The sequence below is a fragment of the Streptomyces sp. NPDC029138 genome (genome assembly GCF_055564375.1).
In genome coordinates this window covers 272092-293970 of sequence record NZ_JBVHWM010000002.1, presented here as the reverse complement: position 1 = coordinate 293970, position 21879 = coordinate 272092, and the positions used below count along the sequence as shown (strand labels likewise).

Sequence of the window (21879 nt, the reverse complement as noted above, 5' to 3'; positions counted from 1 at the left end):
CGCTAGTCGCGGGCCGCGGTCAGGTGTTCCGCGTGTTCCTGGAGCGAGCGGACGCCCACGTCACCGTGGTTGAGGGCGTCGATGCCCTGGACGGCCGCCGCGAGCGCCTGGACGGTGGTCAGGCACGGCACGGACCGCGCCACGGCCGCCGTACGGATGTCGTAGCCGTCGAGGCGGCCGCCGGTGCCGTACGGGGTGTTGACGATGAGGTCGACCTCGCCGTCGTGGATGAGCTGGACGATGGTCCGCTCGCCGTTCGGGCCGGTGCCCTCGGACTGCTTGCGCACGACCGTGGCGTTGATGCCGTTGCGCTTGAGGACCTCGGCGGTGCCGGAGGTGGCGAGCAGCTCGAAGCCGTGGGCGACCAGCTCGCGCGCCGGGAAGATCATCGAGCGCTTGTCGCGGTTGGCGACCGAGATGAACGCGCGGCCCTTGGTGGGCAGCGGGCCGTAGGCACCCGCCTGCGACTTGGCGTACGCCGTGCCGAAGACGGAGTCGATGCCCATGACCTCGCCGGTGGAGCGCATCTCGGGGCCGAGGACGGTGTCGACACCGCGGCCGTGGATGTCGCGGAACCGCGACCACGGCATGACGGCCTCCTTGACGGAGATCGGCGCGTCCAGCGGCAGCTCGCCGCCGTCGCCCGCCTTGGGCAGCAGGCCCTCCGCGCGCAGCTCGGCGATGGTCGCGCCCAGGGAGATCCGGGCTGCGGCCTTGGCCAGCGGCACGGCGGTCGCCTTCGAGGTGAAGGGGACCGTGCGGGAGGCGCGCGGGTTGGCCTCCAGGACGTAGAGGATGTCGCCGGCCATCGCGAACTGGATGTTGATCAGGCCGCGCACGCCGACGCCCTTGGCGATGGCCTCGGTGGAGGCGCGCAGACGCTTGATGTCGAAGCCGCCGAGGGTGATCGGGGGCAGGGCGCACGCCGAGTCGCCGGAGTGGATGCCGGCCTCCTCGATGTGCTCCATCACACCGCCGAGGTACAGCTCCTCGCCGTCGTAGAGCGCGTCGACGTCGATCTCGATGGCGTCGTCCAGGAAGCGGTCGACGAGGACCGGCCGGGAGGGGCTGATCTCGGTCGACTCGGCGATGTAGGAGGCGAGGCGGGTCTCGTCGTAGACGATCTCCATGCCGCGTCCGCCGAGGACGTACGACGGCCGGACCAGGACCGGGTAGCCGATCTCGTCGGCGATGGCCTTGGCCTCCGCGAAGGTGGTGGCCGTGCCGTGCTTGGGCGCCGGCAGGCCGGCCTCCGCGAGGACGCGGCCGAAGGCGCCGCGGTCCTCGGCCGCGTGGATGGCCTCGGGGGACGTGCCGACGATCGGCACGCCGTTGTCCTTCAGGGCCTGCGAGAGACCCAGCGGGGTCTGGCCGCCCAGCTGGACGATGACGCCCGCGATCGGGCCGGCCTGCTGCTCCGCGTGGACGATCTCCAGCACGTCCTCCAGCGTGAGCGGCTCGAAGTACAGCCGGTCGGAGGTGTCGTAGTCCGTGGAGACGGTCTCCGGGTTGCAGTTGACCATCACGGTCTCGTACCCGGCGTCGGACAGCGCGAAGGAGGCGTGGACGCAGGAGTAGTCGAACTCGATGCCCTGGCCGATGCGGTTCGGGCCGGAGCCCAGAATGATCACCGCGGGCTTCTCGCGCGGGGCGACCTCGGTCTCCTCGTCGTAGGAGGAGTAGAAGTACGGCGTCTTCGCGGCGAACTCGGCGGCGCAGGTGTCGACGGTCTTGTAGACCGGGCGGACGCCGAGGGCGTGCCGCACCTCGCGGACGACGTCCTCGCGCAGGCCGCGGATCTCGGCGATCTGCTGGTCGGAGAAGCCGTGCCGCTTGGCCTCGGCGAGCAGGTCGCGGGTCAGCTCGGGGGCCTCGGCCAGCTCGTCCGCGATCTCCTTGATGAGGAAGAGCTGGTCCACGAACCAGGGGTCGATCTTCGTGTACTCGAAGACCTCTTCCGGGGTGGCGCCCGCGCGGATGGCCCGCATGACCGTGTTGATGCGGCCGTCGGTGGGCCGTACGGCCTCGCGCAGCAGGGCTTCCCTGTCGCCGGGGTCGCCGACGAAGGTGAACTGGCTGCCCTTCTTCTCCAGCGAGCGCAGCGCCTTCTGGAAGGCCTCGGGGAAGTTGCGGCCGATGGCCATGGCCTCGCCGACCGACTTCATGGTGGTGGTCAGCGTGGAGTCGGCCTGCGGGAACTTCTCGAAGGCGAAGCGCGGGGCCTTGACGACCACGTAGTCGAGCGTGGGCTCGAAGGAGGCCGGGGTCTCCTGTGTGATGTCGTTCGGGATCTCGTCCAGGGTGTAGCCGACGGCCAGCTTGGCGGCGATCTTGGCGATCGGGAAGCCGGTCGCCTTGGAGGCGAGCGCCGAGGACCGCGACACGCGCGGGTTCATCTCGATGACGATCACGCGACCGTCCTCGGGGTTCACCGCGAACTGGATGTTGCAGCCGCCGGTGTCGACGCCGACCTCGCGGATGACGGCGATGCCGATGTCCCGCAGGATCTGGTACTCGCGGTCGGTCAGCGTCATCGCGGGCGCCACGGTGATGGAGTCACCGGTGTGCACGCCCATCGGGTCGAAGTTCTCGATGGAGCAGACGACCACGACGTTGTCGTTCTTGTCGCGCATCAGCTCCAGCTCGTACTCCTTCCAGCCGAGGATGGACTCCTCCAGGAGCACCTCGGTGGTCGGGGAGAGCGTGAGGCCCTGGCCGGCGATGCGGCGCAGCTCCTCCTCGTCGTGCGCGAAGCCGGAGCCGGCGCCGCCCATGGTGAAGGACGGGCGGACGACGACCGGGTAGCCGCCGAGGGTCTCGACGCCCTTGAGGACGTCGTCCATGGAGTGGCAGATGACCGAGCGGGCGGACTCGCCGTGCCCGATCTTGCGGCGGACCTCCTCCACGACCTCCTTGAACTGGTCGCGGTCCTCGCCCTTGTGGATGGCCTCGGGCTTGGCGCCGATCAGCTCGACGCCGTACTTCTCCAGGACACCGTTCTCGTGCAGCGAGATGGCGGTGTTCAGGGCCGTCTGGCCGCCCAGTGTGGGCAGCAGGGCGTCGGGGCGCTCCTTGGCGATGATCTTCTCGACGAACTCGGGGGTGATCGGCTCGACGTAGGTGGCGTCGGCGATCTCCGGGTCCGTCATGATCGTCGCCGGGTTGGAGTTGACGAGGACGACGCGCAGCCCCTCGGCCTTGAGCACACGGCAGGCCTGGGTGCCGGAGTAGTCGAACTCGGCGGCCTGGCCGATGACGATCGGGCCGGAGCCGATGACCAGGACGGACTGGATATCGGTGCGCTTAGGCACGCTGGCCCTCCATCAGGGAGACGAAACGGTCGAAGAGGTAGGCGGCGTCGTGCGGGCCGGCTGCCGCTTCGGGGTGGTACTGGACGGAGAAGGCGGGCTGGTCGAGCAGCTGGAGCCCCTCCACGACGTCGTCGTTGAGGCAGACGTGGGAGACCTCGGCGCGGCCGAACTTGGTCTCGCTGACCTTGTCGAGCGGCGCGTCCACGGCGAAGCCGTGGTTGTGCGCGGTGACCTCGACCTTGCCGGTCGTACGGTCCTGGACCGGCTGGTTGATGCCCCGGTGGCCGTACTTCAGCTTGTAGGTGCCGAAGCCGAGGGCCCGGCCGAGGATCTGGTTGCCGAAGCAGATACCGAACAGCGGCGTCTTCCGCTCCAGGACGGCGGTCATGAGCGCGACCGGGCCGTCGGCGGTCGCCGGGTCGCCGGGACCGTTGGAGAAGAACACGCCGTCCGGGTCGACGGCGTAGACCTCGTCGGCCGTGGCGGTGGCGGGCAGGACGTGCACCTCGATGCCGCGCTCGGCCATGCGGTGCGGGGTCATGCCCTTGATGCCGAGGTCGATGGCGGCGACCGTGAACCGCTTCTCGCCGACCGCCGGGACGACGTACGCCTCCTGCGTGGCGACCTCCTCGTAGAGGCTCGCGCCCTTCATGTGCGGCTGGGCCTGCACCCGCTCCAGCAGCTCGGCCTCGGGGGCGATCGCCTCGCCGGAGAAGATGCCGGCGCGCATGGAGCCGCGCTCGCGCAGATGGCGGGTGAGGGCCCGGGTGTCGATGCCGGAGATGCCGACCACGCCCTGCCGCTCCAGCTCGTCGTCCAGGGAGCGCTTGGCCCGCCAGTTGGACGGCACGCGCGCGGGGTCGCGCACGACGTAGCCGGAGACCCAGATGCGGCTCGACTCGTCGTCCTCGTCGTTCCAGCCGGTGTTGCCGATCTGCGGGGCGGTCGCGACGACGATCTGGCGGTCGTACGACGGGTCGGTGAGGGTCTCCTGGTAGCCGGTCATGCCGGTGGAGAACACGGCCTCGCCGAAGGTCTCCCCCACGGCCCCGTAGGCGCGGCCGCGGAAGATGCGGCCGTCCTCCAGGACGAGTACGGCGGGAAGCGCCTTGGTCCTCGGAGAGGAGCTTCCCCTGGTGGAGGTCGTCATCGTGCGCCTTCCGTGTCGTTGATCATCTGGTTCAGGGTGTCGACCCACTCGGTGTGCTCGGCCGCGTGGTCGGAGCGGAAGCCGGAGTCGATCAGCTTGTCGCCGTGTGCCCAGGTCACCACCAGCAGTCCGCCCTCGGTGAGGACCTTGCCGGCGATGCCCTTGTCCAGCCGGGCCCCGCGCAGTGCGGCCGTGGGGACGAAGAAGTCGGTGGCGCCGGGGCGCTCGACCTCCAGGCCCGCGTCGGTCAGGGTGAGCTGGGCCCGGCTGCGGGTGCCCAGGCCGTGGGCCACGATGCGGTCCAGCCACTGCCCGGCGGTGGTGGAGCCGTGGTAGCGGCCGCTCATGCTCAGTCTGGCCGGGCCGGTCTCCTCCGGCATACCAGGCTGCGGCGGCTCGCCGCCTCCGTTGAGGGCGGTGGTGGGAGACGGGCGGGCAGGCAGCTCGGGCAGGTCGCCCTGGAGGGTGCCGCGCCACTTCCAGCCCTCGCGCATCAGCCAGTAGACGAGCGCGATGAACAGGACCAGTGCGACGAGCCAGCCGATGCGGGCCGGCCAGTCGGTGACGTCGGCCGACCTCTTGGCCTCGGCCAGCAGGATTACAGGTGTCACGTGAGCTTCCCGTCGACGAGCGTGGCCTTGCCCCGCAGCCACGTGTGCGTCACACGGCCCGGCAGCTCACGCCCCGCGTAGGGGGTGTTGCGGCTGCGCGAGGCGAAGCCCGCGGGGTCCACCTGACCACGGTATTCCGTGTCGACCAGGGTGAGGTTGGCGGGCTCACCAGCCGAGACGGGACGGCCGTGACCGGTGGCCTGTCCGATCTGCGCGGGCTTGAAGGACATGCGGTCGGCGACGCCGGCCCAGTCCAGCAGGCCCGTGTCGACCATGGTCTCCTGGACCACTGACAACGCGGTCTCCAGGCCGACCATGCCCATGGCGGCGGCGGCCCACTCGCAGTCCTTGTCCTCGTGCGGGTGCGGGGCGTGGTCGGTGGCGACGATGTCGATCGTGCCGTCGGCGAGCGCCTCGCGCAGGGCCAGCACGTCGCGCTCGGTGCGCAGCGGCGGGTTGACCTTGTAGACGGGGTTGTAGGTGCGCACCAGCTCGTCGGTGAGGAGCAGGTGGTGCGGGGTGACCTCGGCGGTGACCTGGATGCCCCGGGACTTGGCCCAGCGGACGATCTCGACGGAGCCGGCGGTCGAGAGGTGGCAGATGTGGACGCGGGAGCCGACGTGGTCGGCGAGGAGGACGTCGCGGGCGATGACCGACTCCTCGGCGACGGCCGGCCAGCCGCCCAGGCCCAGCTCGGCGGAGACGACGCCCTCGTTCATCTGGGCGCCCTCGGTGAGCCGCGGCTCCTGCGCGTGCTGGGCGACGACACCGCCGAAGGCCTTCACGTACTCCAGCGCGCGACGCATGATCACGGCGTCGTCCACGCACTTGCCGTCGTCGGAGAAGACGGTGACGCCGGCCGCGGACTCGTGCATCGCGCCCAGCTCGGCGAGCTTCTTGCCCTCCAGGCCGACGGTGACGGCGCCGATGGGCCGGACGTCGCAGTAGCCGTGCTCCTGGCCGAGCCGCCAGACCTGCTCGACGACACCGGCGGTGTCGGCGACCGGGAAGGTGTTGGCCATGGCGAAGACGGCCGTGTAGCCGCCGCTCGCCGCCGCGCGGGTGCCGGTGAGGACGGTCTCGGAGTCCTCGCGGCCCGGCTCGCGCAGATGGGTGTGCAGGTCGACCAGGCCCGGCAGCAGCACCTTGCCGTCGGCCTCGACGACCTCGACGCCCTCGGCCCTGAGGTTCGTGCCGACCTCGGCGACGGTCTCGCCGTCGATCAGGACGTCCTGCGGCGCGCAGCCGAGCACCTTCGCACCACGGATCAGGATCTTGCTCATGGGTCTTACTTCTCCTCAGTGCGGGTCTGGGCGGGCTCGTTGCCACCGAGCAGCAGGTACAGGACGGCCATCCGGATGGAGACGCCGTTGGCGACCTGCTCCACGGCGGTGCAGCGGTCGGAGTCGGCGACCTCGGCGGTGATCTCCATGCCGCGCACCATCGGGCCGGGGTGCATCACGATGGCGTGCTCGGGCAGCTTGGCCATGCGGTCGCCGTCGAGGCCGTAGCGCCGCGAGTACTCGCGCTCGGTCGGGAAGAAGGCGGCGTTCATGCGCTCGCGCTGGACGCGGAGCATCATCACGGCGTCGCACTTGGGCAGCGTGCTGTCGAGGTCGTACGAGACCGCGCACGGCCACGAGCCGACGCCGACCGGCACCAGGGTGGGCGGGGCGACCAGGGTGACCTCGGCGCCGAGGGTGTGCAGCAGGTCGACGTTGGAGCGGGCGACCCGGCTGTGCAGGACGTCACCGACGATGGTGATCCGCTTGCCGGACAGGTCCTGGCCGAGCCCGGCGTCGCGGCCGATGAGCCGGCGGCGCATGGTGAAGGCGTCCAGCAGCGCCTGGGTGGGGTGCTGGTGGGTGCCGTCGCCGGCGTTGATGACGGCCGCGTCGATCCAGCCGGAGTTGGCGAGGCGGTACGGGGCTCCGGAGGCGCCGTGCCGGATGACCACGGCGTCGACGCCCATGGCCTCCAGGGTCTGCGCGGTGTCCTTCAGGGACTCGCCCTTGGACACCGAGGAGCCCTTGGCGGAGAAGTTGATGACGTCCGCGGACAGGCGCTTCTCGGCGGCCTCGAAGGAGATGCGCGTGCGCGTGGAGTCCTCGAAGAAGAGGTTGACGATCGTCCGGCCGCGCAGGGTCGGCAGCTTCTTGATCGGCCGGTCCGCGACCCGGGCCATCTCCTCGGCGGTGTCGAGGATCAGGACGGCGTCGTCGCGGGTGAGGTCGGCGGCCGAGATGAGATGACGCTGCATCTGTCAGGCTCCGTAAGGCAGTTCATTCGGGAGATTTCGGGCAGGCGGGCGCGTGTTCACGGCACGCCGGAGCGGCCGTGCGCCTGACTTGCTACTGAGCGGCCGGCTTCACGCCGAGCAGCACGGTGTCGCGACCGTCCTCCTCGGCGAGCTGGACCTTGACCGTCTCCCGCAGCGACGTGGGGAGGTTCTTGCCGACGTAGTCGGCACGGATGGGCAGTTCGCGGTGGCCGCGGTCGACCAGGACCGCGAGCTGTACCGCGCGCGGGCGCCCGATGTCGTTCAGGGCGTCGAGGGCGGCGCGGATGGTGCGCCCGGAGAAGAGCACGTCGTCGACCAGGACGACCAGCCGACCGTCGATGCCGTCACCGGGGATCTCGGTGCGGGCCAGCGCGCGCGGCGGGTGCATGCGCAGGTCGTCGCGGTACATGGTGATGTCGAGCGAGCCGACCGGGACCGCGCGGTCGGTGATCTGCTCCAGCTTGGCGGCGAGCCGCTGGGCGAGGAAGACACCCCGGGTCGGAATGCCGAGGAGCACCACGTCGTCGGCACCCTTGGCGCGCTCGACGATCTCGTGGGCGATACGGGTGAGTACCCGTGCGATGTCGGGGCCTTCGAGAACGGGCCGCGGATCGGACGCTTGCGGATGTGCAGGCGTGACGTGCTTGTCCATACGAAACGGACCTCCTTCTCCGCCTCACGGGACGGACCTTAAAGGACGTCGGAATTGCGCCATCTACCGTAGCAGGTCACCTGACCGGCCTCGGCCGCCCCCCTGTCACCCGCTTGGCCCAATCGGCCGTCACTACCACGGAAGAGTCGGTGTGGACCATTCGGCTTGACGCGCAAGAGTCACGCTGCGTAACCTCACAGTGAGTTACCAGCCGCGCGGCGGGAAAACAGCCGGCCGCGTCGACACAGTGTCCGGGGAGCTATATGTCCAGCGAATACGCCAAACAGCTCGGGGCCAAGCTCCGGGCCATCCGCACCCAGCAGGGCCTTTCCCTCCACGGTGTCGAGGAAAAGTCCCAGGGTCGCTGGAAGGCCGTGGTGGTCGGTTCCTACGAGCGAGGCGACCGTGCCGTGACCGTGCAGCGCCTGGCCGAGCTGGCCGATTTCTATGGCGTCCCGGTGCAGGAGCTCCTGCCGGGCACCACGCCGGGCGGCGCCGCCGAGCCGCCGCCGAAGCTGGTCCTCGACCTGGAGCGGCTGGCCACCGTGCCGGCCGAGAAGGCGGGCCCCCTCCAGCGTTACGCGGCGACGATCCAGTCCCAGCGCGGTGACTACAACGGCAAGGTGCTCTCCATCCGCCAGGACGACCTGCGCACACTCGCCGTCATCTACGACCAGTCCCCCTCGGTTCTCACCGAGCAGCTGATCAGCTGGGGCGTCCTGGACGCGGACGCGCGCCGCGCGGTGGCCACGCACGAAGACGCGTAACCGCCTCACCACCTCAGCAGAAACGTGCCGCCGGGGTGGCCGGGAATCTACGGTTCCGGCCACCCCGGCGGCGTTTCAGCGACGGTACGACGAACGCCGGAGGGCCCGCAGCACAGGCATGCTGCGGGCCCTCCGACGACGGCTGTCGGGCGGTTACGCCTCGCCCCTGCGCAGGGACGGCTTGAGCTCCTTCAGGCGGCCCAGCAGACCGTTGACGAAGGAGGGCGACTCGTCCGTCGAGAACTCCTTCGCCAGCTGCACCATCTCGTCCAGGACGACGGCGTCCGGGGTCTCGTCGACCCAGATCAGCTCGTACGCGCCCAGCCGCAGGATGTTGCGGTCCACGACCGGCATACGGTCGAGCGTCCACCCGACCGCGTACTGGGCGATCAGCTCGTCGATCCGCTTCGCGTGCTCCGCGTAGCCCTCGACCAGCTGCATCGTGTACTCGCTGACCGGCGGCTGCCGGGTGTCGGACCGGGAGAGCCGGATCCAGTCCGCGAGGACCGTCAGGACGTCGGCGTCGCGCTGGTCGCCCTCGAAGAGGATCTGGAAGGCGCGCTTGCGGGCCGTGTTGCGGGCAGCCACGGTTAGCTGTTCACCCGGCCGAGGTAGTCGCTGGTGCGGGTGTCGACCTTGATCTTCTCACCGGTGGTGATGAAGAGCGGGACCTGGATCTGGTGGCCGGTCTCCAGGGTGGCGGGCTTGGTGCCACCGGTGGAGCGGTCGCCCTGGACGCCCGGCTCGGTCTCGGCGATGGTCAGCTCGACGGCGGCGGGCAGCTCGACGAAGAGAACCTCGCCCTCGTGCTGCGCGACGGTGGCGGTGAAGCCCTCGACCAGGAAGTTCGCGGCGTCGCCGACGGCCTTCCTGTCGATGTGCAGCTGGTCGTAGGTCTCCATGTCCATGAAGACGAAGTACTCGCCGTCCATGTACGAGAACTGCATGTCGCGCTTGTCGACAGTGGCCGTCTCGACCTTGACACCGGCGTTGAAGGTCTTGTCGACGACCTTGCCGGAGAGCACGTTCTTGAGCTTGGTGCGCACGAAGGCCGGGCCCTTGCCGGGCTTGACGTGCTGGAACTCGACGACGGACCAGAGCTGGCCGCCTTCGAGCTTGAGCACCATGCCGTTCTTGAGGTCGTTCGTGGAAGCCACGGTTGCGGAATCTCCTGGACTGACGTACGACCCCGGGGTCACGCGCTACAGCGCGAGCAGCTCCTTGGTCGTGATGGTGAGTAGCTCGGGTCCGCCGTCCGCCTCGGGGCGCACGACGAGCGTGTCATCGATCCGGACACCGCCCCGGCCCGGGAGGTGGACCCCCGGTTCGACGGTGACCGGCACGCAAGCGTCCAGTTTACCCATGGCCGCGGGGGCCAACTGCGGGTCCTCGTCGATTTCGAGTCCGACACCGTGTCCGGTCAGCGCTGGCAGGGCGTCCGCATAGCCCGCGGAGTCCAGTACCTGGCGTGCGGCGCGGTCCACGTCACGGTAGGCGGCGCCGGGTGCCAGGAACTCCCGTCCGGCCCGCTGGGCGGCGAAGACCAGGTCGTACAGCTCGATCTGCCAGTCGGCGGGCGAGGTGCCGATGACGAAGGTACGGCCGATCTCGCAGCGGTAGCCGCGGTAGGTGGCGCCGAGGCAGACGGAGAGGAAGTCGCCCTCCTCCACACGCCGGTCGGTGGGGCGGTGGCCGCGACGGCCGGCGTGCGGTCCGGTGGCCACGGAGGTGGGGAAGGCCGGGCCGTCGGCGCCGTGGTCGACCAGGCGCCGCTCCAGCTCCAGCGCGAGGTGCCGTTCGGTGCGGCCGACCAGGATCGACTCCAGCAGTTCGCCGAGCGCCTGGTCGGCGATCTCGGCGCCGATGCGGAGGCAGGAGATCTCCTCCTCGTCCTTGACGACCCTGAGCTGTTCCACGGCGCCGCCGAGGTCGGTGAGGCGGAGTTTCGGGGCGACGGACGCGATGGCTCGGTGCCGGGTGACGGTGAGGTGGTGTTCCTCGACCGCCAGCGCGTCGGCGCCCTGGGCGGCGGCGAGGCCGGCTGCCGCGACGGCGGCGTCGCCGTCGTTCGCCGGAAGGACGTGCAGGCGCAGGCTCTCGTCCGGCCGGCCTTCGTGGGGGCGGTCGTCCGGCGGGCCGGCGCACACCAGGACGTCCTCGACTCCGCCGAGCAGCAGCACGGCGCCCTGCGGGGCCGCGGCGGCGAGGTAGCGGACGTTGGCCGGGCGGGTGACGAGCGCTGCCGCGGTGCCGGCCGCGTTGAAGTATTCCCTCAGCCGGGATCGGCGGTTCGCGTACACCTCTGACATGAGATGAGCGTAGGAGGTTTGTCCGGATTATGCCGATTGACAGGGGCCGAGTGGGGTTGCGGGGCAGGTGGGGGATGGCGCGAGTGGGACCAGTGACCCCCGCTCACCAGCTCGGTGGGCTCGCGATCGCCCTGGCCAGGACCTCGTCGAGAACCCTCGCCGTCCCGGGGACGTCCAGCTGGGAGTTGTCGATGATCGGGAGGCCCGAGCCGTACCAGCCGGCCATGCGGCCGTGGATGCGGGCCACCTCCTCGTCCGTGAGGCGGCGGTTGCCGGTCCGTTCGGCGTTGCGCTCCAGGACGATGTCGAGGCCCGGGAGCAGGACCACCGGCAGCAGGCCGGGGCCCACGTGCCGCTTCCAGCCGCCGAGGCCGACGACCGGGCGGTCCGGGAAGACGGCATCGTCCAGGATGCAGGAGATGCCGTTGGCGAGGAAGTTGCGCGCGGCGAAGCCGCAGGTGCGGCGGGCCAGCCGGTACTGGGCCTCCGAGTTGTCGTTCCACCCGGACTGCGGGTCGGCGAAGCCCGAGCGGACCCATTCGCGGACGTCGTCCAGGCTGATGTGGGCCGTGGGGACGCGGCGGTGGTCCGCCCAGTACTTGGCGACGCTGGTCTTGCCCGCGCCGGCCGGGCCGATGAGGAGGACGGCGAGGGTGGTGGCCGTCGGATCCGGTGCCGTGGCCGTGGCGGGCGGGGCCGCGGGGGCGCCGACCGGGCCGCCGGGTGGCAGCGGGACGTGTCCGGTGCTGTCGGGAGCCGGCGGGGCGGCGGTGTGCCGCGGGGGCGGGGGCGGGGGCATCGGTCCGGAGGGGACCGGGGGCTGCTGCGGTGGCACCGGTCCGGAGGGGACCGGGGGCGGGGGCGGCGGCACCGGTCCGGGCGGAACCGGGAAGCCCGGCGGCGGGGGAACGGGGGCGGGCCCCGGGGAGACTCCCGGGTGCGGACCCGGATGGTGTGCGGCCGACGCCCAGCCGGCGTGCGGGCGCTGCCCCGGCTGCTGGGGCGGCGGCAGCGGAGACCCCACTGCGTGCTGCATCCGTTGCCACTCCGTCTCGTACACACATCTGGCGCTGGCAGCAGGGGCGTGCCCCGCTTGCTACCGAACGGTACCGTCCCCGGCCGTCGTTTGGTGAAACGGCCGGGGGCGGTGCGAAGTGCCCGGTCGGCGAAGGAAATCGGACGCGGGGACAGGATCTCGGCGCGGGGAGCGGTCCGGGACCTACTGGCCGACCTCGCCGTAGGCGGCGAGGAGGACGGCCGGGTCCGGGCCTTCCAGGACGGTCGGCTTGGCCAGGCCGTCCAGGACGATGAAGCGCAGCAGGTCGCCGCGGGACTTCTTGTCGACCTTCATCGCCTCCAGCAGCTTGGGCCACTGGTCGTAGCGGTAGTGCAGCGGCAGGCCGACGGATTCGAGGATGCTGCGGTGACGGTCGGCCGTGGCGTCGTCCAGACGGCCCGCGAGACGGCCCAGTTCGGCGGCGAAGTGCATCCCGACCGCGACCGCGGCCCCGTGCCGCCACTTGTACCGCTCGTTCTTCTCGATGGCGTGGCCGAGCGTGTGGCCGTAGTTGAGGATCTCCCGCCGGCCGGATTCCTTCAGGTCCGAGGAGACGACGTCGGCCTTGACGCGGATCGACCGCTCGATCAGCTCGGCCGTGTGCGGACCGGCCGGGGTGCGGGCGGCCTGCGGGTCGGCCTCGATGAGGTCCAGGATCACCGGGTCGGCGATGAACCCCGCCTTGATGATCTCGGCCAGTCCGGAGACGTAGTCGTGCACCGGGAGGGAGTCCAGCGCGGCCAGGTCGCACAGGACACCGGCCGGCGGGTGGAAGGCGCCGACCAGGTTCTTGCCCTCGGCGGTGTTGATGCCCGTCTTGCCGCCGACCGCCGCGTCCACCATGGCCAGCACGGTCGTCGGGATCGCGATCCAGCGCACCCCGCGCAGCCAGGTCGCGGCGACGAACCCGGCCAGGTCGGTGCTGGCGCCGCCGCCGACCCCGACGATGACGTCGGTGCGGGTGAACCCGCACTGACCCAGCGCCTTCCAGCAGTAGGCGGCGACCTCGGCGGTCTTGGCCTCCTCCGCGTTGGGCACCTGGATCGCCACGGCCTCGTAGCCCTGCCCGGCCAGGTCGGCGCGCAGCGCCTCGCCGGTCTCGGCCAGTGCCTCCGGGTGGATCACGGCGATCCGCTTGGCCTTTGCCCCGATCAGCCCGGCCAGCTCGCCCAGGAGCTGCCGGCCCACGAGCACCTCGTAGGGGTCCGTGCCCGCGGTGCCGGCGATCCGGATCCGGGTGACTGCCTCGCTCATACCTGCTTCAACTCCAGTGCGTCCAACGCCGCCTGCGCGACCTCTTCCGGAGTGCGGCCGTCCGTCGCCACGACGGCTGTGGCGACCTCCTCGTACAGGTGACGGCGCGCCTCCATCAGCTCCCGCCACTGCTTGCGCGGGTTCACCGCGAGCAGTGGACGGGCCACGTTCAGACCGGTGCGCTTGACGGCCTCCTCGACCTCCATCGAGAGGTAGAGCACCCGCTGCCCGGCCAGCAGCGCGCGCGTGTCCGCGTCCAGGACCGCCCCGCCGCCCAGCGCGACGACGCCCCGGTGCTCGGCGAGCGCGGCCCGCACGGCGGCCTTCTCCAGGGCGCGGAAGGCCGCCTCGCCCTCGTCCACGAAGATCTCGGCGATGGTGCGGCCCTCGGCCGCCACGATGTCCTCGTCGGTGTCCCGGTAGCCGACGCCGAGGCGCTCGGCGAGCAGCCGGCCGACGGTGGACTTGCCCACGCCCATCGGCCCGACCAGGACGACCGCCGGTACGCCGCTCACCGGATCGCCAGGTTGTCGAGGTACGACCGGACGTTGCGGCGGGTCTCCGGGACGGAGTCACCGCCGAACTTCTCGGCGACCGCGTCCGCCAGGACCAGCGCCACCATGGCCTCGGCGACGATGCCGGCCGCCGGGACGGCGGAGACGTCGGAGCGCTGGTGGTGCGCCTGGGCGGGCTCGCCGGTGGTGACGTCCACCGTCCTGAGCGCGCGCGGCACGGTGGCGATCGGCTTCATGGCGGCGCGCACCCGCAGCAGCTCACCCGTGCTGAGGCCGCCCTCGGTGCCGCCCGAGCGGCCGGAGACGCGCCGGATGCCCTCCGGCGTGCTGACGATCTCGTCGTGGGCCTGGGAGCCGGGCACGCGGGCGAGTTCGAAGCCGTCGCCGATCTCGACGCCCTTGATCGCCTGGATGCCCATGAGCGCGCCGGCGAGGCGGGCGTCCAGCTTGCGGTCCCAGTGCACGTGCGAGCCGAGGCCGACCGGGACGTCGTAGGCCAGCACCTCGACCACGCCGCCCAGGGTGTCGCCGTCCTTGTGGGCCTGGTCGACCTCGGCGACCATCGCCTTGGAGGCGTCCGCGTCGAGGCAGCGCAGCGGGTCGGCGTCGAGCTTCTCGACGTCGGCCGGAGTGGGGTAGACGCCCTGCGGGGCCTTCACGGAGCACAGCTCGACCACGTGGGAGACGATCTCGATACCGGCCGTCTCCTTCAGGTACGACCGGGCGACCGCGCCCAGCGCCACCCGGGCCGCCGTCTCGCGGGCCGAGGCGCGCTCCAGGATCGGGCGGGCCTCGTCGAAGCCGTACTTCTGCATGCCCGCCAGGTCTGCGTGGCCGGGGCGGGGGCGGGTCAGCGGCGCGTTGCGGGCCAGGCCCGCCAGCACCTCGGGGTCGACCGGGTCGGCCGCCATGACCTGCTCCCACTTCGGCCACTCGGTGTTGCCCACCATGATCGCCACCGGGGAGCCCAGGGTCAGCCCGTGCCGGACACCGCCGAGGAACGTGACCTCGTCCCGCTCGAACTTCATCCGCGCACCGCGGCCATAGCCGAGCCGCCGCCGCGCCAGGTGGTCCGCCACCATCTCCGTGGTGATCGGCACGCCGGCGGGAAGACCCTCCAGCGTCGCGACAAGTGCGGGACCGTGGGACTCCCCCGCGGTCAGCCAACGCAGCCTGCTCAACGGTGCTCCTCAGTGCTCGCGCCCGGTACTGCCCGCCGTACGCGCGTCCTCGCGTAGGGCGACGGCGCCGCCGGGTGCGCGACCCCGGTACGCCACCTCCGATCCTCCCACGTCCCAGTGCGCGAACCGGCCGCCGGTCCAGCAGGCGGACGCGTGCGGGGCGTCAGCGGGCCGCGAGGGCCTGCTCGCCGGCGTGCCGCATGGCCTCCAGCGGGCCCGGGGCGTGCCCGGTCATCTGCTCGAACTGGAGCACGGCCTGGTGGACCAGCAGATCGAGACCGCTGACCACGGCCCCGCCGAACATGGACCAGCGGGCCGCCAGCTCGGTGGGCCAGGGGTCGTAGAGCACGTCGAAGAGGGTGGTGGGGCGTTCGGGTACGGCGGCGGCGAGGGCGTCGGTCGTGCCGGCGGGCGTGGTGGCGATGACCAGCGGGGCGCGCAGGGCCTCGGCCGCGTCCGCCCAGTCCGCCGTGCGGACCTCCACGTCGAGCCGTTCGCCCCAGTGCCGCATCTCGGCGGCGCGGGCCTCGCTGCGGACGTAGGCGACGACCTCTCCGGTGCAGATCCGGGCCAGCGCGGCGAGCGCGGAGGAGGCGGTGGCGCCGGCGCCGAGGACGGCGGCGGAGTCGACCTGTTCGATGCCGTGCTCGCCCAGGGCGGCCACCATGCCCGGGATGTCGGTGTTGTCGCCGATGCGGCGGCCGTCCTCGGTGAAGACGAGCGTGTTGACCGCGTCGACCGAGGCGGCGGTGTCGCTGATCTCGTCCACCAGTGGGATGACCGCCCGCTTCAGCGGCATGGTCAGCGACAGCCCCGCCCATTCCGGCCCGAGCTTGTCCAGGAAGCCGGGCAGGGCGGCCTCGTCGACGTCGAAGCTGTCGTACGACCAGTCGGTGAGGCCCGCCGCGTCGTACGCGGCCCGGTGCAGCACCGGGGAGAGGGAGTGGGCGATCGGCGAACCGAGCACGGCGGCACGGCGGCCGTCAGTTGCCCGCGTTGGCATTGAACTTGTCCTTGAGCTCTAGGAATTCTGCGTACGTCTTGGCGAACTCGGTGTTGTTCGTCCCGTCGGTCGCCACGAAGTAGATCCAGCCGTCGTGCGTCGGATTCAGCGTCGCCTTCAGCGCGTCCTCGCCGGGGTTGCCGATCGGGCCGGGCGGAAGTCCCGGGTGGCGGTACGTGTTGTACGGGCTCGAATTGCTGTTGATCTCCCTCTCGGAGATGTGGATGTTGCTCGTACCCTTGAGGTAGTTGTAGGTCGAGTCGAACTGCAACAGCCGGTTGGTCTCGGTGTTGGTGGGCTTGAGGCGGTTGTAGACCACCTCGGCCATCTTGCGGAAGTCGTCGTGGGTCTTGCCCTCGGCCTGCACCAGGCTCGCGACCGTGACGAGTTCGAAGGCGTTTTTCAGGCCGAGCGCCTTGGCCTTTTCGGTCAGGCCGTAGGCGGCGTACTTCAGCTTGGCCTGGGTGACCATCTGCTTCAGGACGGCCTCGGGCTTCATGCCCTTGGCGGCCGGATAGGTGCCCGGGAAGAGGAAGCCCTCCAGCGGGTCCTTGAGGGCGCTGTTGTTCTGCGCCCAGGCCGGCAGGCCGAGGTTCTTGTAACTCTTGTCGGCGACCTTCTTGGTCGTGCCCGCGGACAGTTCGAGTTTCTTGTCGATGGCCGCGTAGACACCGGAATTGCGCTCGCCCGGGGTGACGATCACATTGTTCTGGCTGCGCGGGTCCATCATCAGCCGGACGGCGCTGGCGGCGGACATCTCCTTCTTCAGGAGATAGGCGCCGGCCTGGATTCCGTCGCCGCCCGGTGTCGTGGTCTGGGCGTGGACGAACGCCTCGGCGCTCTTGACGACTCCGGCCTCTTTCAGACGGCGGCCGATCTCCCAGCCGCCCGCGCCTTTCGGGATCTCGACGGTCACCGTCTCGCTGGTGCCGTCGCCCGCGTAGTCCGGGGCCGTGCCGAAACGATTTTGGTAGAACTGGTAGCCGAAATACCCGACTCCGCCGAGGCCGCCGCCGAACACCAGGACGACCACCATGCACGCGCAGCCGGTGCGCCGCTTCTTGCTCTTGACGGGCTTCTTGCCGCGCCGCTCACGACGGCTCTGGAGCTCGTGCTCCTCCTCGTCGTCCTCGCCGCCGCCTCCCGCGAAGAAGGCGTGCTCCTCCTCGCCCGCCGCCTGCGGCTCGGGCTCCGGTTCGGGCTGCCGGCGGCCGGGCGGCTCCGGCGGCGGGTACGCGTCCTCGGTGGGGTAGAAGTCGGGCTGCTCCGCACCGTAGGCCACGGGCTGCTGGCCGTACGGGTCGCCGGGGTCGGCGGCGTACGGCACATGACCGTGAGTGCCGGTCGCGTCCCAGCCGCCCTGGTGGAACTGCTGCTGGGTCTGGTGGGCGAACCGCTGGTCGTACTCGTGCCGGGTCGATCCGTCGTAGTACTGGTGCTGCTGCTCGCCGTACCCGGGCTGCTGTTCCTGGCTCCAGTCGCCGTGCTGCGGCGCCTGCGGATAGTGCTGCGGCTGGCCGCCGTAGGGGGACTGCGGGCCCGCCTGGCCCTGCTGTCCTCCCCATCCGCCGTCCCCGTACAACGGGTCCTCCGGATGCCACGGTTCGGAGCCTTGGCCCCGGCCATACTCAGTCATCGATCCCCTAGAGCCGCGAGGCCGACGGTCACGCGGCCGGGGGCCGGCTTCCGCTCCGCCTCTTGCTGTGCCCCGGCTGTTCGAACACCGGCGCATCGCGCGGAACGTTACCGTATCGCGATCAGATGACCACTTCGACGCCTTCGCCGGGTGGTTCACCTGACACCCGTTCGGATTCCAGGGCCTGCTGCAAAATGATGACGGCGGCGGCCTGGTCGATGACCGCGCGGCCCTTCTTCGACTTCACGCCCGAGGCGCGCAGTCCCTGACTGGCCGTCACCGTCGTCATCCGCTCGTCCACCAGGCGCACCGGCACCGGCTTGACGCCCTTGGCCAGCTCCTGGGCGAAGGCGCGGACCTTGACCGCGGCCGGGCCCTCGCCCCCCTTGAGGGAGCGAGGGAGGCCGACGACGACCTCGATCGGTTCATACTCCTCCACCAGCTGCCGCAACCGGCGGTGGGCGGCGGGGACGTCCCGGCCGGGGACGGTCTCCACCGGGGTGGCGAGGATTCCGTCGGGGTCGCACGAGGCGACCCCGATCCGGGCGTCCCCGACGTCGATCGCGAGCCGACGTCCTCTGCGCATGTCTCGACCGTTTCTTACTTGGCGGTCTCGGCGACCAGGCGCTCGACGGCCTCGACGGCCTCGCCGACGGCGGCCGGGTTCTGGCCGCCGCCCTGGGCGACGTCCGGCTTGCCGCCACCGCCGCCGCCGAGCGTCTTGGCGGCCGTACGGACCAGGTCACCGGCCTTGAGGCCGCGCTCGCGGGCGGCCTCGTTGGTGGCGATGACCGTGAGCGGCTTGCCGTTGTTGACCGTGAACAGGGCCACGACGGCGGCCCGGCCGCCCTGGATCCGGCCGCGCACGTCCAGGACCAGCTTGCGCAGGTCGTCCGGCGTGGTGCCGTCCGGCACCTGGCCGGTGACCAGGGCGACGCCCCGCACGTCCTTGGCGGACTCGGCGAGGCCGGCGGCGGCCTGGAGCACCTTCTCGGCGCGGAACTTCTCGATCTCCTTCTCGGCGTCCTTCAGCTTGCCGAGCATGGCGGAGACCTTCTCCGGCAGCTCCTCCGGGCGGCCCTTGAGCAGCTCGGTCAGCTGGTTGACGACCGTGTGCTCGCGGGCGAGGAAGTTGTAGGCGTCCACGCCGACCAGGGCCTCGATACGGCGCACACCGGAGCCGATGGAGGACTCGCCGAGCAGCTTCACCAGGCCCAGCTGGGCGGTGTTGTGCACATGCGTGCCGCCGCACAGCTCCTTGGAGAAGTCGCCGATGGTCACGACGCGGACCCGCTCGCCGTACTTCTCGCCGAACTCGGCGATGGCGCCCTGCTTCTTGGCCTCGTCGATGCCCATGACGTCGGCGCGGACGTCGAGGTCACGGGCGAGCACCTCGTTGATCTTCTGCTCGACGTCGGTCATCACGGCCGTCGGGACGGCGGAGGGCGAGCCGAAGTCGAAGCGGAAGCGGCCGGGCTGGTTCTCGGAACCGGCCTGGGCGGCGGTCGGGCCGAGCGCGTCGCGCAGCGCCTGGTGGGTGAGGTGGGTGGCCGAGTGGGCGCGGGCGATGGCCGTGCGGCGGCGGGCGTCGATGGCGGCGTGGGCCTTGGCGCCGACGGTCACCTCGCCGACCTGGACGACGCCCTTGTGGACGTACACGCCCGGGACCGGCTTCTGGCAGTCGCGGACCTCGATGACGGCACCGGAGTCGACCCTGATCCGGCCGGTGTCGCCGATCTGGCCGCCGCCCTCGGCGTAGAACGGGGTGCGGTCCAGGACGACCTCGACCTCGTCGCCCTCGGTGGCGGCCGGCGAGGAGACGCCGTTGACGAGGATGCCGACGATCGTGGACTCGCCCTCGGTGTCGGTGTAGCCGATGAAGTCGGTCGCGCCGGCGGCGTCGGCGATCTCCCGGTAGGCGCCGAGGTCGGCGTGGCCGGTCTTCTTGGCCTGGGCGTCGGCCTTGGCGCGCTCCCGCTGCTCCTTCATCAGGCGGCGGAAGCCCTCCTCGTCCACGGACAGGCCCTGCTCGGCGGCCATCTCCAGGGTGAGGTCGATCGGGAAGCCCCAGGTGTCGTGGAGCAGGAAGGCCTTGTCGCCGGGCAGGACGGTGGCGCCCGCGGCCTTGGTCTCGCTCACGGCGGTGTCGAGGATGTTGGTGCCGGCCTTCAGCGTCTTGAGGAAGGCGTTCTCCTCGGCGACGGCGACCTTCTCGATGCGCTCGCGGTCGGTGATCAGCTCCGGGTACTGCTGGCCCATCATGCCGATGACGACGTCGATGAGGTCCTTGACGACCGGGCCGGTGGCGCCGAGCAGGCGCATGTTGCGGATGGCGCGGCGCATGATGCGGCGCAGCACGTAGCCACGGCCCTCGTTGCCGGGGGTGACGCCGTCGCCGATGAGCATGGTGGCGGTGCGCATGTGGTCGGTGACCACGCGGAGGGACACGTCCGAGGCGTGGGCGTCGCCGTAGCGCACGCCGGTCAGCTCGGTGGCCCTCTCGATGACGGCCATGGAGGTGTCGATCTCGTACATGTTCTGCACACCTTGCAGAATCATGGCGAGCCGCTCCAGGCCGAGGCCCGTGTCGATGTTCTTGCTCGGCAGGTCCCCGAGGATCTCGAAGTTGTCCTTGCCGGTGCCCTCGCCGCGCTCGTACTGCATGAAGACGAGGTTCCAGATCTCCACGTACCGCTCGTCGTTGACGGCGGGGCCGCCCTCGACGCCGAACTCGGGGCCGCGGTCGTAGTTGATCTCGGAGCAGGGGCCGCAGGGGCCGGGGACGCCCATGGACCAGAAGTTGTCCTTCATGCCCAGGCGCTGGATGCGCTCCATGGGCACGCCGACGACCTCGTGCCAGATGCGCTCGGCCTCGTCGTCGTCCTTGTAGACGGTGATCCACAGACGCTCGGGGTCGAGGCCGTAACCGCCCTTGTCCTGGGGGCTGGTGAGCAGCTCCCAGGCGAGCTTGACGGCGCCTTCCTTGAAGTAGTCGCCGAAGGAGAAGTTGCCGCACATCTGGAAGAAGGTGCCGTGGCGCGTGGTCTTGCCGACCTCTTCGATGTCGGGCGTGCGCACGCACTTCTGCACGCTGGTGGCGCGCGGGAACGGCGGCTTGACCTCACCCAGGAAGTAGGGCTTGAAAGGAACCATGCCGGCGGGGACGAGCAGCAGAGTCGGGTCGTCCGCGATGAGCGACGCCGAAGGGACGACGGTGTGCCCGCGCTCCTCGAAGAAGCTCAGCCAGCGGCGGCGAATCTCAGCCGACTCCATCAGTGGTCCTCATTCCGGTTGTACGAGTACGTCGTGTTCTCGATGTACTGCGGGTTGCTGCGGTTGTTCTCGATGGCGGTGAGCCGCCGGGGCCCGGGGAGTTCGGGGCTGTCCTCGATGCCCAGCGCCTCCTCCAGCTCGGCCTCCCGCTGGACCATGTTGTCGCGGACGTCGAGCGCGAAGCCGACCGCGCGGTCCTTCAGCCGCTGACCGGTCTCCAGTGCCTTGTTCGCCGCGGTGGCGGCCAGGCTCTCCGGGGTCAGCTGCTTCAGCTTGCGGTTGACCTTGGTGGTGGCCCACACACCGGCGGCGACACCTGTGGTGAACCAGAACGTACGGCGGAACATCGCTCGGTCTCAGTCCTTACTTCCGCTTGCGTCGTGCGGCAGGGACCGTCCGGCCCACGATCACGGTACGCCGGGGCGACTTCCCGGGCACGCCCTCCTCCTTGCGGCCGCCGAGCGCCCGGCGGACGCCGTAGCCGAAGGCCGCGACCTTGACCAGCGGGCCGCCGAAGGTGGAGGCGACGGTGGTGGACAGCGCGGAGGCGTTCGACGTGACCTCCTGGACGTCGGAGGCGATCGCGTCGACCCGGTCGATCTGCGTCTGCGCGGAGCGCACCGCCTGGGAGGCGTCGGCGAGCAGTGGGACCGCCTGGTCGGTCACGTCCGCCACGAGCTTGGTGGTCGCCTTGAGCGTCTGGGCCAGCCTCGCCAGTGCGACCGCGAGGAAGGAGACCAGGATCGCCCAGAAGACGGCCACCAGAATCCCGGCCACCTCTCCACCGGACACTGTGCGCACCCGCTCCCTGAAACGTGCTCTGAACATCGGAACCATGAAAAAAGCAGTGCCCCGAGCCTATCGCGCCGGGGCGGAGGC

Annotated in this window: 20 protein-coding genes; 1 reads left to right on the top strand and 19 read right to left on the bottom strand. The window is 70.9% G+C overall.

What is annotated here, in order from left to right; translation table 11 throughout:
• Positions 1–2: 2 nt before the first annotated feature.
• From carB to pyrR, 6 genes are all read right to left on the bottom strand, one after another.
• The gene (carB, locus tag ACZ4WH_RS03565; protein WP_468176175.1) at positions 3–3311 is read right to left on the bottom strand and encodes a carbamoyl-phosphate synthase large subunit; all 3309 of its coding nucleotides are present in this window, start codon (positions 3309–3311) and stop codon (positions 3–5) included.
• The gene (gene carA, locus ACZ4WH_RS03560) at positions 3304–4461 is read right to left on the bottom strand and encodes a glutamine-hydrolyzing carbamoyl-phosphate synthase small subunit (protein WP_468176173.1); all 1158 of its coding nucleotides are present in this window, start codon (positions 4459–4461) and stop codon (positions 3304–3306) included. The genes carB and carA overlap by 8 nt, the downstream gene beginning before the upstream one ends.
• The gene (locus ACZ4WH_RS03555) at positions 4458–5072 is read right to left on the bottom strand and encodes a PH-like domain-containing protein (protein WP_468176171.1); all 615 of its coding nucleotides are present in this window, start codon (positions 5070–5072) and stop codon (positions 4458–4460) included. The genes carA and ACZ4WH_RS03555 overlap by 4 nt, the downstream gene beginning before the upstream one ends.
• Positions 5069–6355: a dihydroorotase gene (locus ACZ4WH_RS03550; protein ID WP_468176169.1), complete on the bottom strand. Its 1287-nt coding sequence runs from the start codon at positions 6353–6355 to the stop codon at positions 5069–5071. Before ACZ4WH_RS03550 ends, ACZ4WH_RS03555 begins: the two co-directional genes overlap by 4 nt.
• Before the next feature lie 5 nt (positions 6356–6360).
• The gene (locus ACZ4WH_RS03545) at positions 6361–7332 is read right to left on the bottom strand and encodes an aspartate carbamoyltransferase catalytic subunit (protein WP_468176167.1); all 972 of its coding nucleotides are present in this window, start codon (positions 7330–7332) and stop codon (positions 6361–6363) included.
• A gap of 91 nt (positions 7333–7423) precedes the next feature.
• The gene (pyrR, locus tag ACZ4WH_RS03540) at positions 7424–8005 is read right to left on the bottom strand and encodes a bifunctional pyr operon transcriptional regulator/uracil phosphoribosyltransferase PyrR (RefSeq protein WP_468176165.1); all 582 of its coding nucleotides are present in this window, start codon (positions 8003–8005) and stop codon (positions 7424–7426) included.
• A 263-nt stretch (positions 8006–8268) separates the two neighbouring features.
• Here pyrR and bldD point away from each other — a divergent pair, with 263 nt between their 5' ends.
• Entirely contained in the window at positions 8269–8772 is a 504-nt protein-coding gene (gene bldD / locus ACZ4WH_RS03535) for a transcriptional regulator BldD (protein ID WP_020938842.1), read from the top strand.
• Between the two features lie 153 nt (positions 8773–8925).
• On the opposite strand, the gene nusB is transcribed toward bldD, so the two are convergent.
• From nusB to ACZ4WH_RS03470, 13 genes are all read right to left on the bottom strand, one after another.
• On the bottom strand, positions 8926–9360 hold the full coding sequence (nusB, locus tag ACZ4WH_RS03530) for a transcription antitermination factor NusB (protein ID WP_468176163.1): 435 nt from the start codon (positions 9358–9360) through the stop codon (positions 8926–8928).
• 2 nt (positions 9361–9362) lie between these two features.
• Entirely contained in the window at positions 9363–9929 is a 567-nt protein-coding gene (efp, locus tag ACZ4WH_RS03525; RefSeq protein ID WP_014671526.1) for an elongation factor P, read from the bottom strand.
• 45 nt (positions 9930–9974) lie between these two features.
• Positions 9975–11081, bottom strand: coding sequence for a M24 family metallopeptidase (locus ACZ4WH_RS03520; RefSeq protein WP_468176161.1), 1107 nt, complete (start codon positions 11079–11081; stop codon positions 9975–9977).
• Between the two features lie 103 nt (positions 11082–11184).
• Complete coding sequence (locus tag ACZ4WH_RS03515) at positions 11185–12117, bottom strand: Pro-rich N-terminal domain-containing protein (protein ID WP_468176159.1); 933 nt, start codon at positions 12115–12117, stop codon at positions 11185–11187.
• 183 nt (positions 12118–12300) lie between these two features.
• Positions 12301–13392, bottom strand: coding sequence for a 3-dehydroquinate synthase (aroB, locus tag ACZ4WH_RS03510; protein ID WP_468176157.1), 1092 nt, complete (start codon positions 13390–13392; stop codon positions 12301–12303).
• Entirely contained in the window at positions 13389–13871 is a 483-nt protein-coding gene (locus ACZ4WH_RS03505) for a shikimate kinase (RefSeq protein WP_468176320.1), read from the bottom strand. Before ACZ4WH_RS03505 ends, aroB begins: the two co-directional genes overlap by 4 nt.
• A gap of 32 nt (positions 13872–13903) precedes the next feature.
• Positions 13904–15088 carry a chorismate synthase gene (gene aroC, locus ACZ4WH_RS03500; RefSeq protein WP_468176155.1) on the bottom strand — a complete coding sequence of 395 codons (1185 nt, stop codon included), beginning with the start codon at positions 15086–15088 and terminating at the stop codon, positions 13904–13906.
• A 163-nt stretch (positions 15089–15251) separates the two neighbouring features.
• Positions 15252–16091 (bottom strand): shikimate dehydrogenase, encoded by an 840-nt coding sequence (locus tag ACZ4WH_RS03495; RefSeq protein ID WP_468176154.1) that lies wholly within the window; start codon positions 16089–16091, stop codon positions 15252–15254.
• Positions 16072–17727 carry an endolytic transglycosylase MltG gene (gene mltG / locus ACZ4WH_RS03490; protein WP_468176152.1) on the bottom strand — a complete coding sequence of 552 codons (1656 nt, stop codon included), beginning with the start codon at positions 17725–17727 and terminating at the stop codon, positions 16072–16074. Before mltG ends, ACZ4WH_RS03495 begins: the two co-directional genes overlap by 20 nt.
• Before the next feature lie 121 nt (positions 17728–17848).
• Entirely contained in the window at positions 17849–18313 is a 465-nt protein-coding gene (ruvX, locus tag ACZ4WH_RS03485; protein ID WP_468176150.1) for a Holliday junction resolvase RuvX, read from the bottom strand.
• Positions 18314–18327: 14 nt separating this feature from the next.
• Positions 18328–21000: an alanine--tRNA ligase gene (gene alaS / locus ACZ4WH_RS03480; protein ID WP_468176148.1), complete on the bottom strand. Its 2673-nt coding sequence runs from the start codon at positions 20998–21000 to the stop codon at positions 18328–18330.
• Entirely contained in the window at positions 21000–21347 is a 348-nt protein-coding gene (locus tag ACZ4WH_RS03475; RefSeq protein ID WP_468176146.1) for a hypothetical protein, read from the bottom strand. Before ACZ4WH_RS03475 ends, alaS begins: the two co-directional genes overlap by 1 nt.
• A 16-nt stretch (positions 21348–21363) precedes the next feature.
• Positions 21364–21801, bottom strand: a complete 438-nt coding sequence (locus ACZ4WH_RS03470) for a DUF948 domain-containing protein (protein WP_468176144.1) — start codon at positions 21799–21801, stop codon at positions 21364–21366.
• Between the last annotated feature and the right edge of the window lie 78 nt (positions 21802–21879).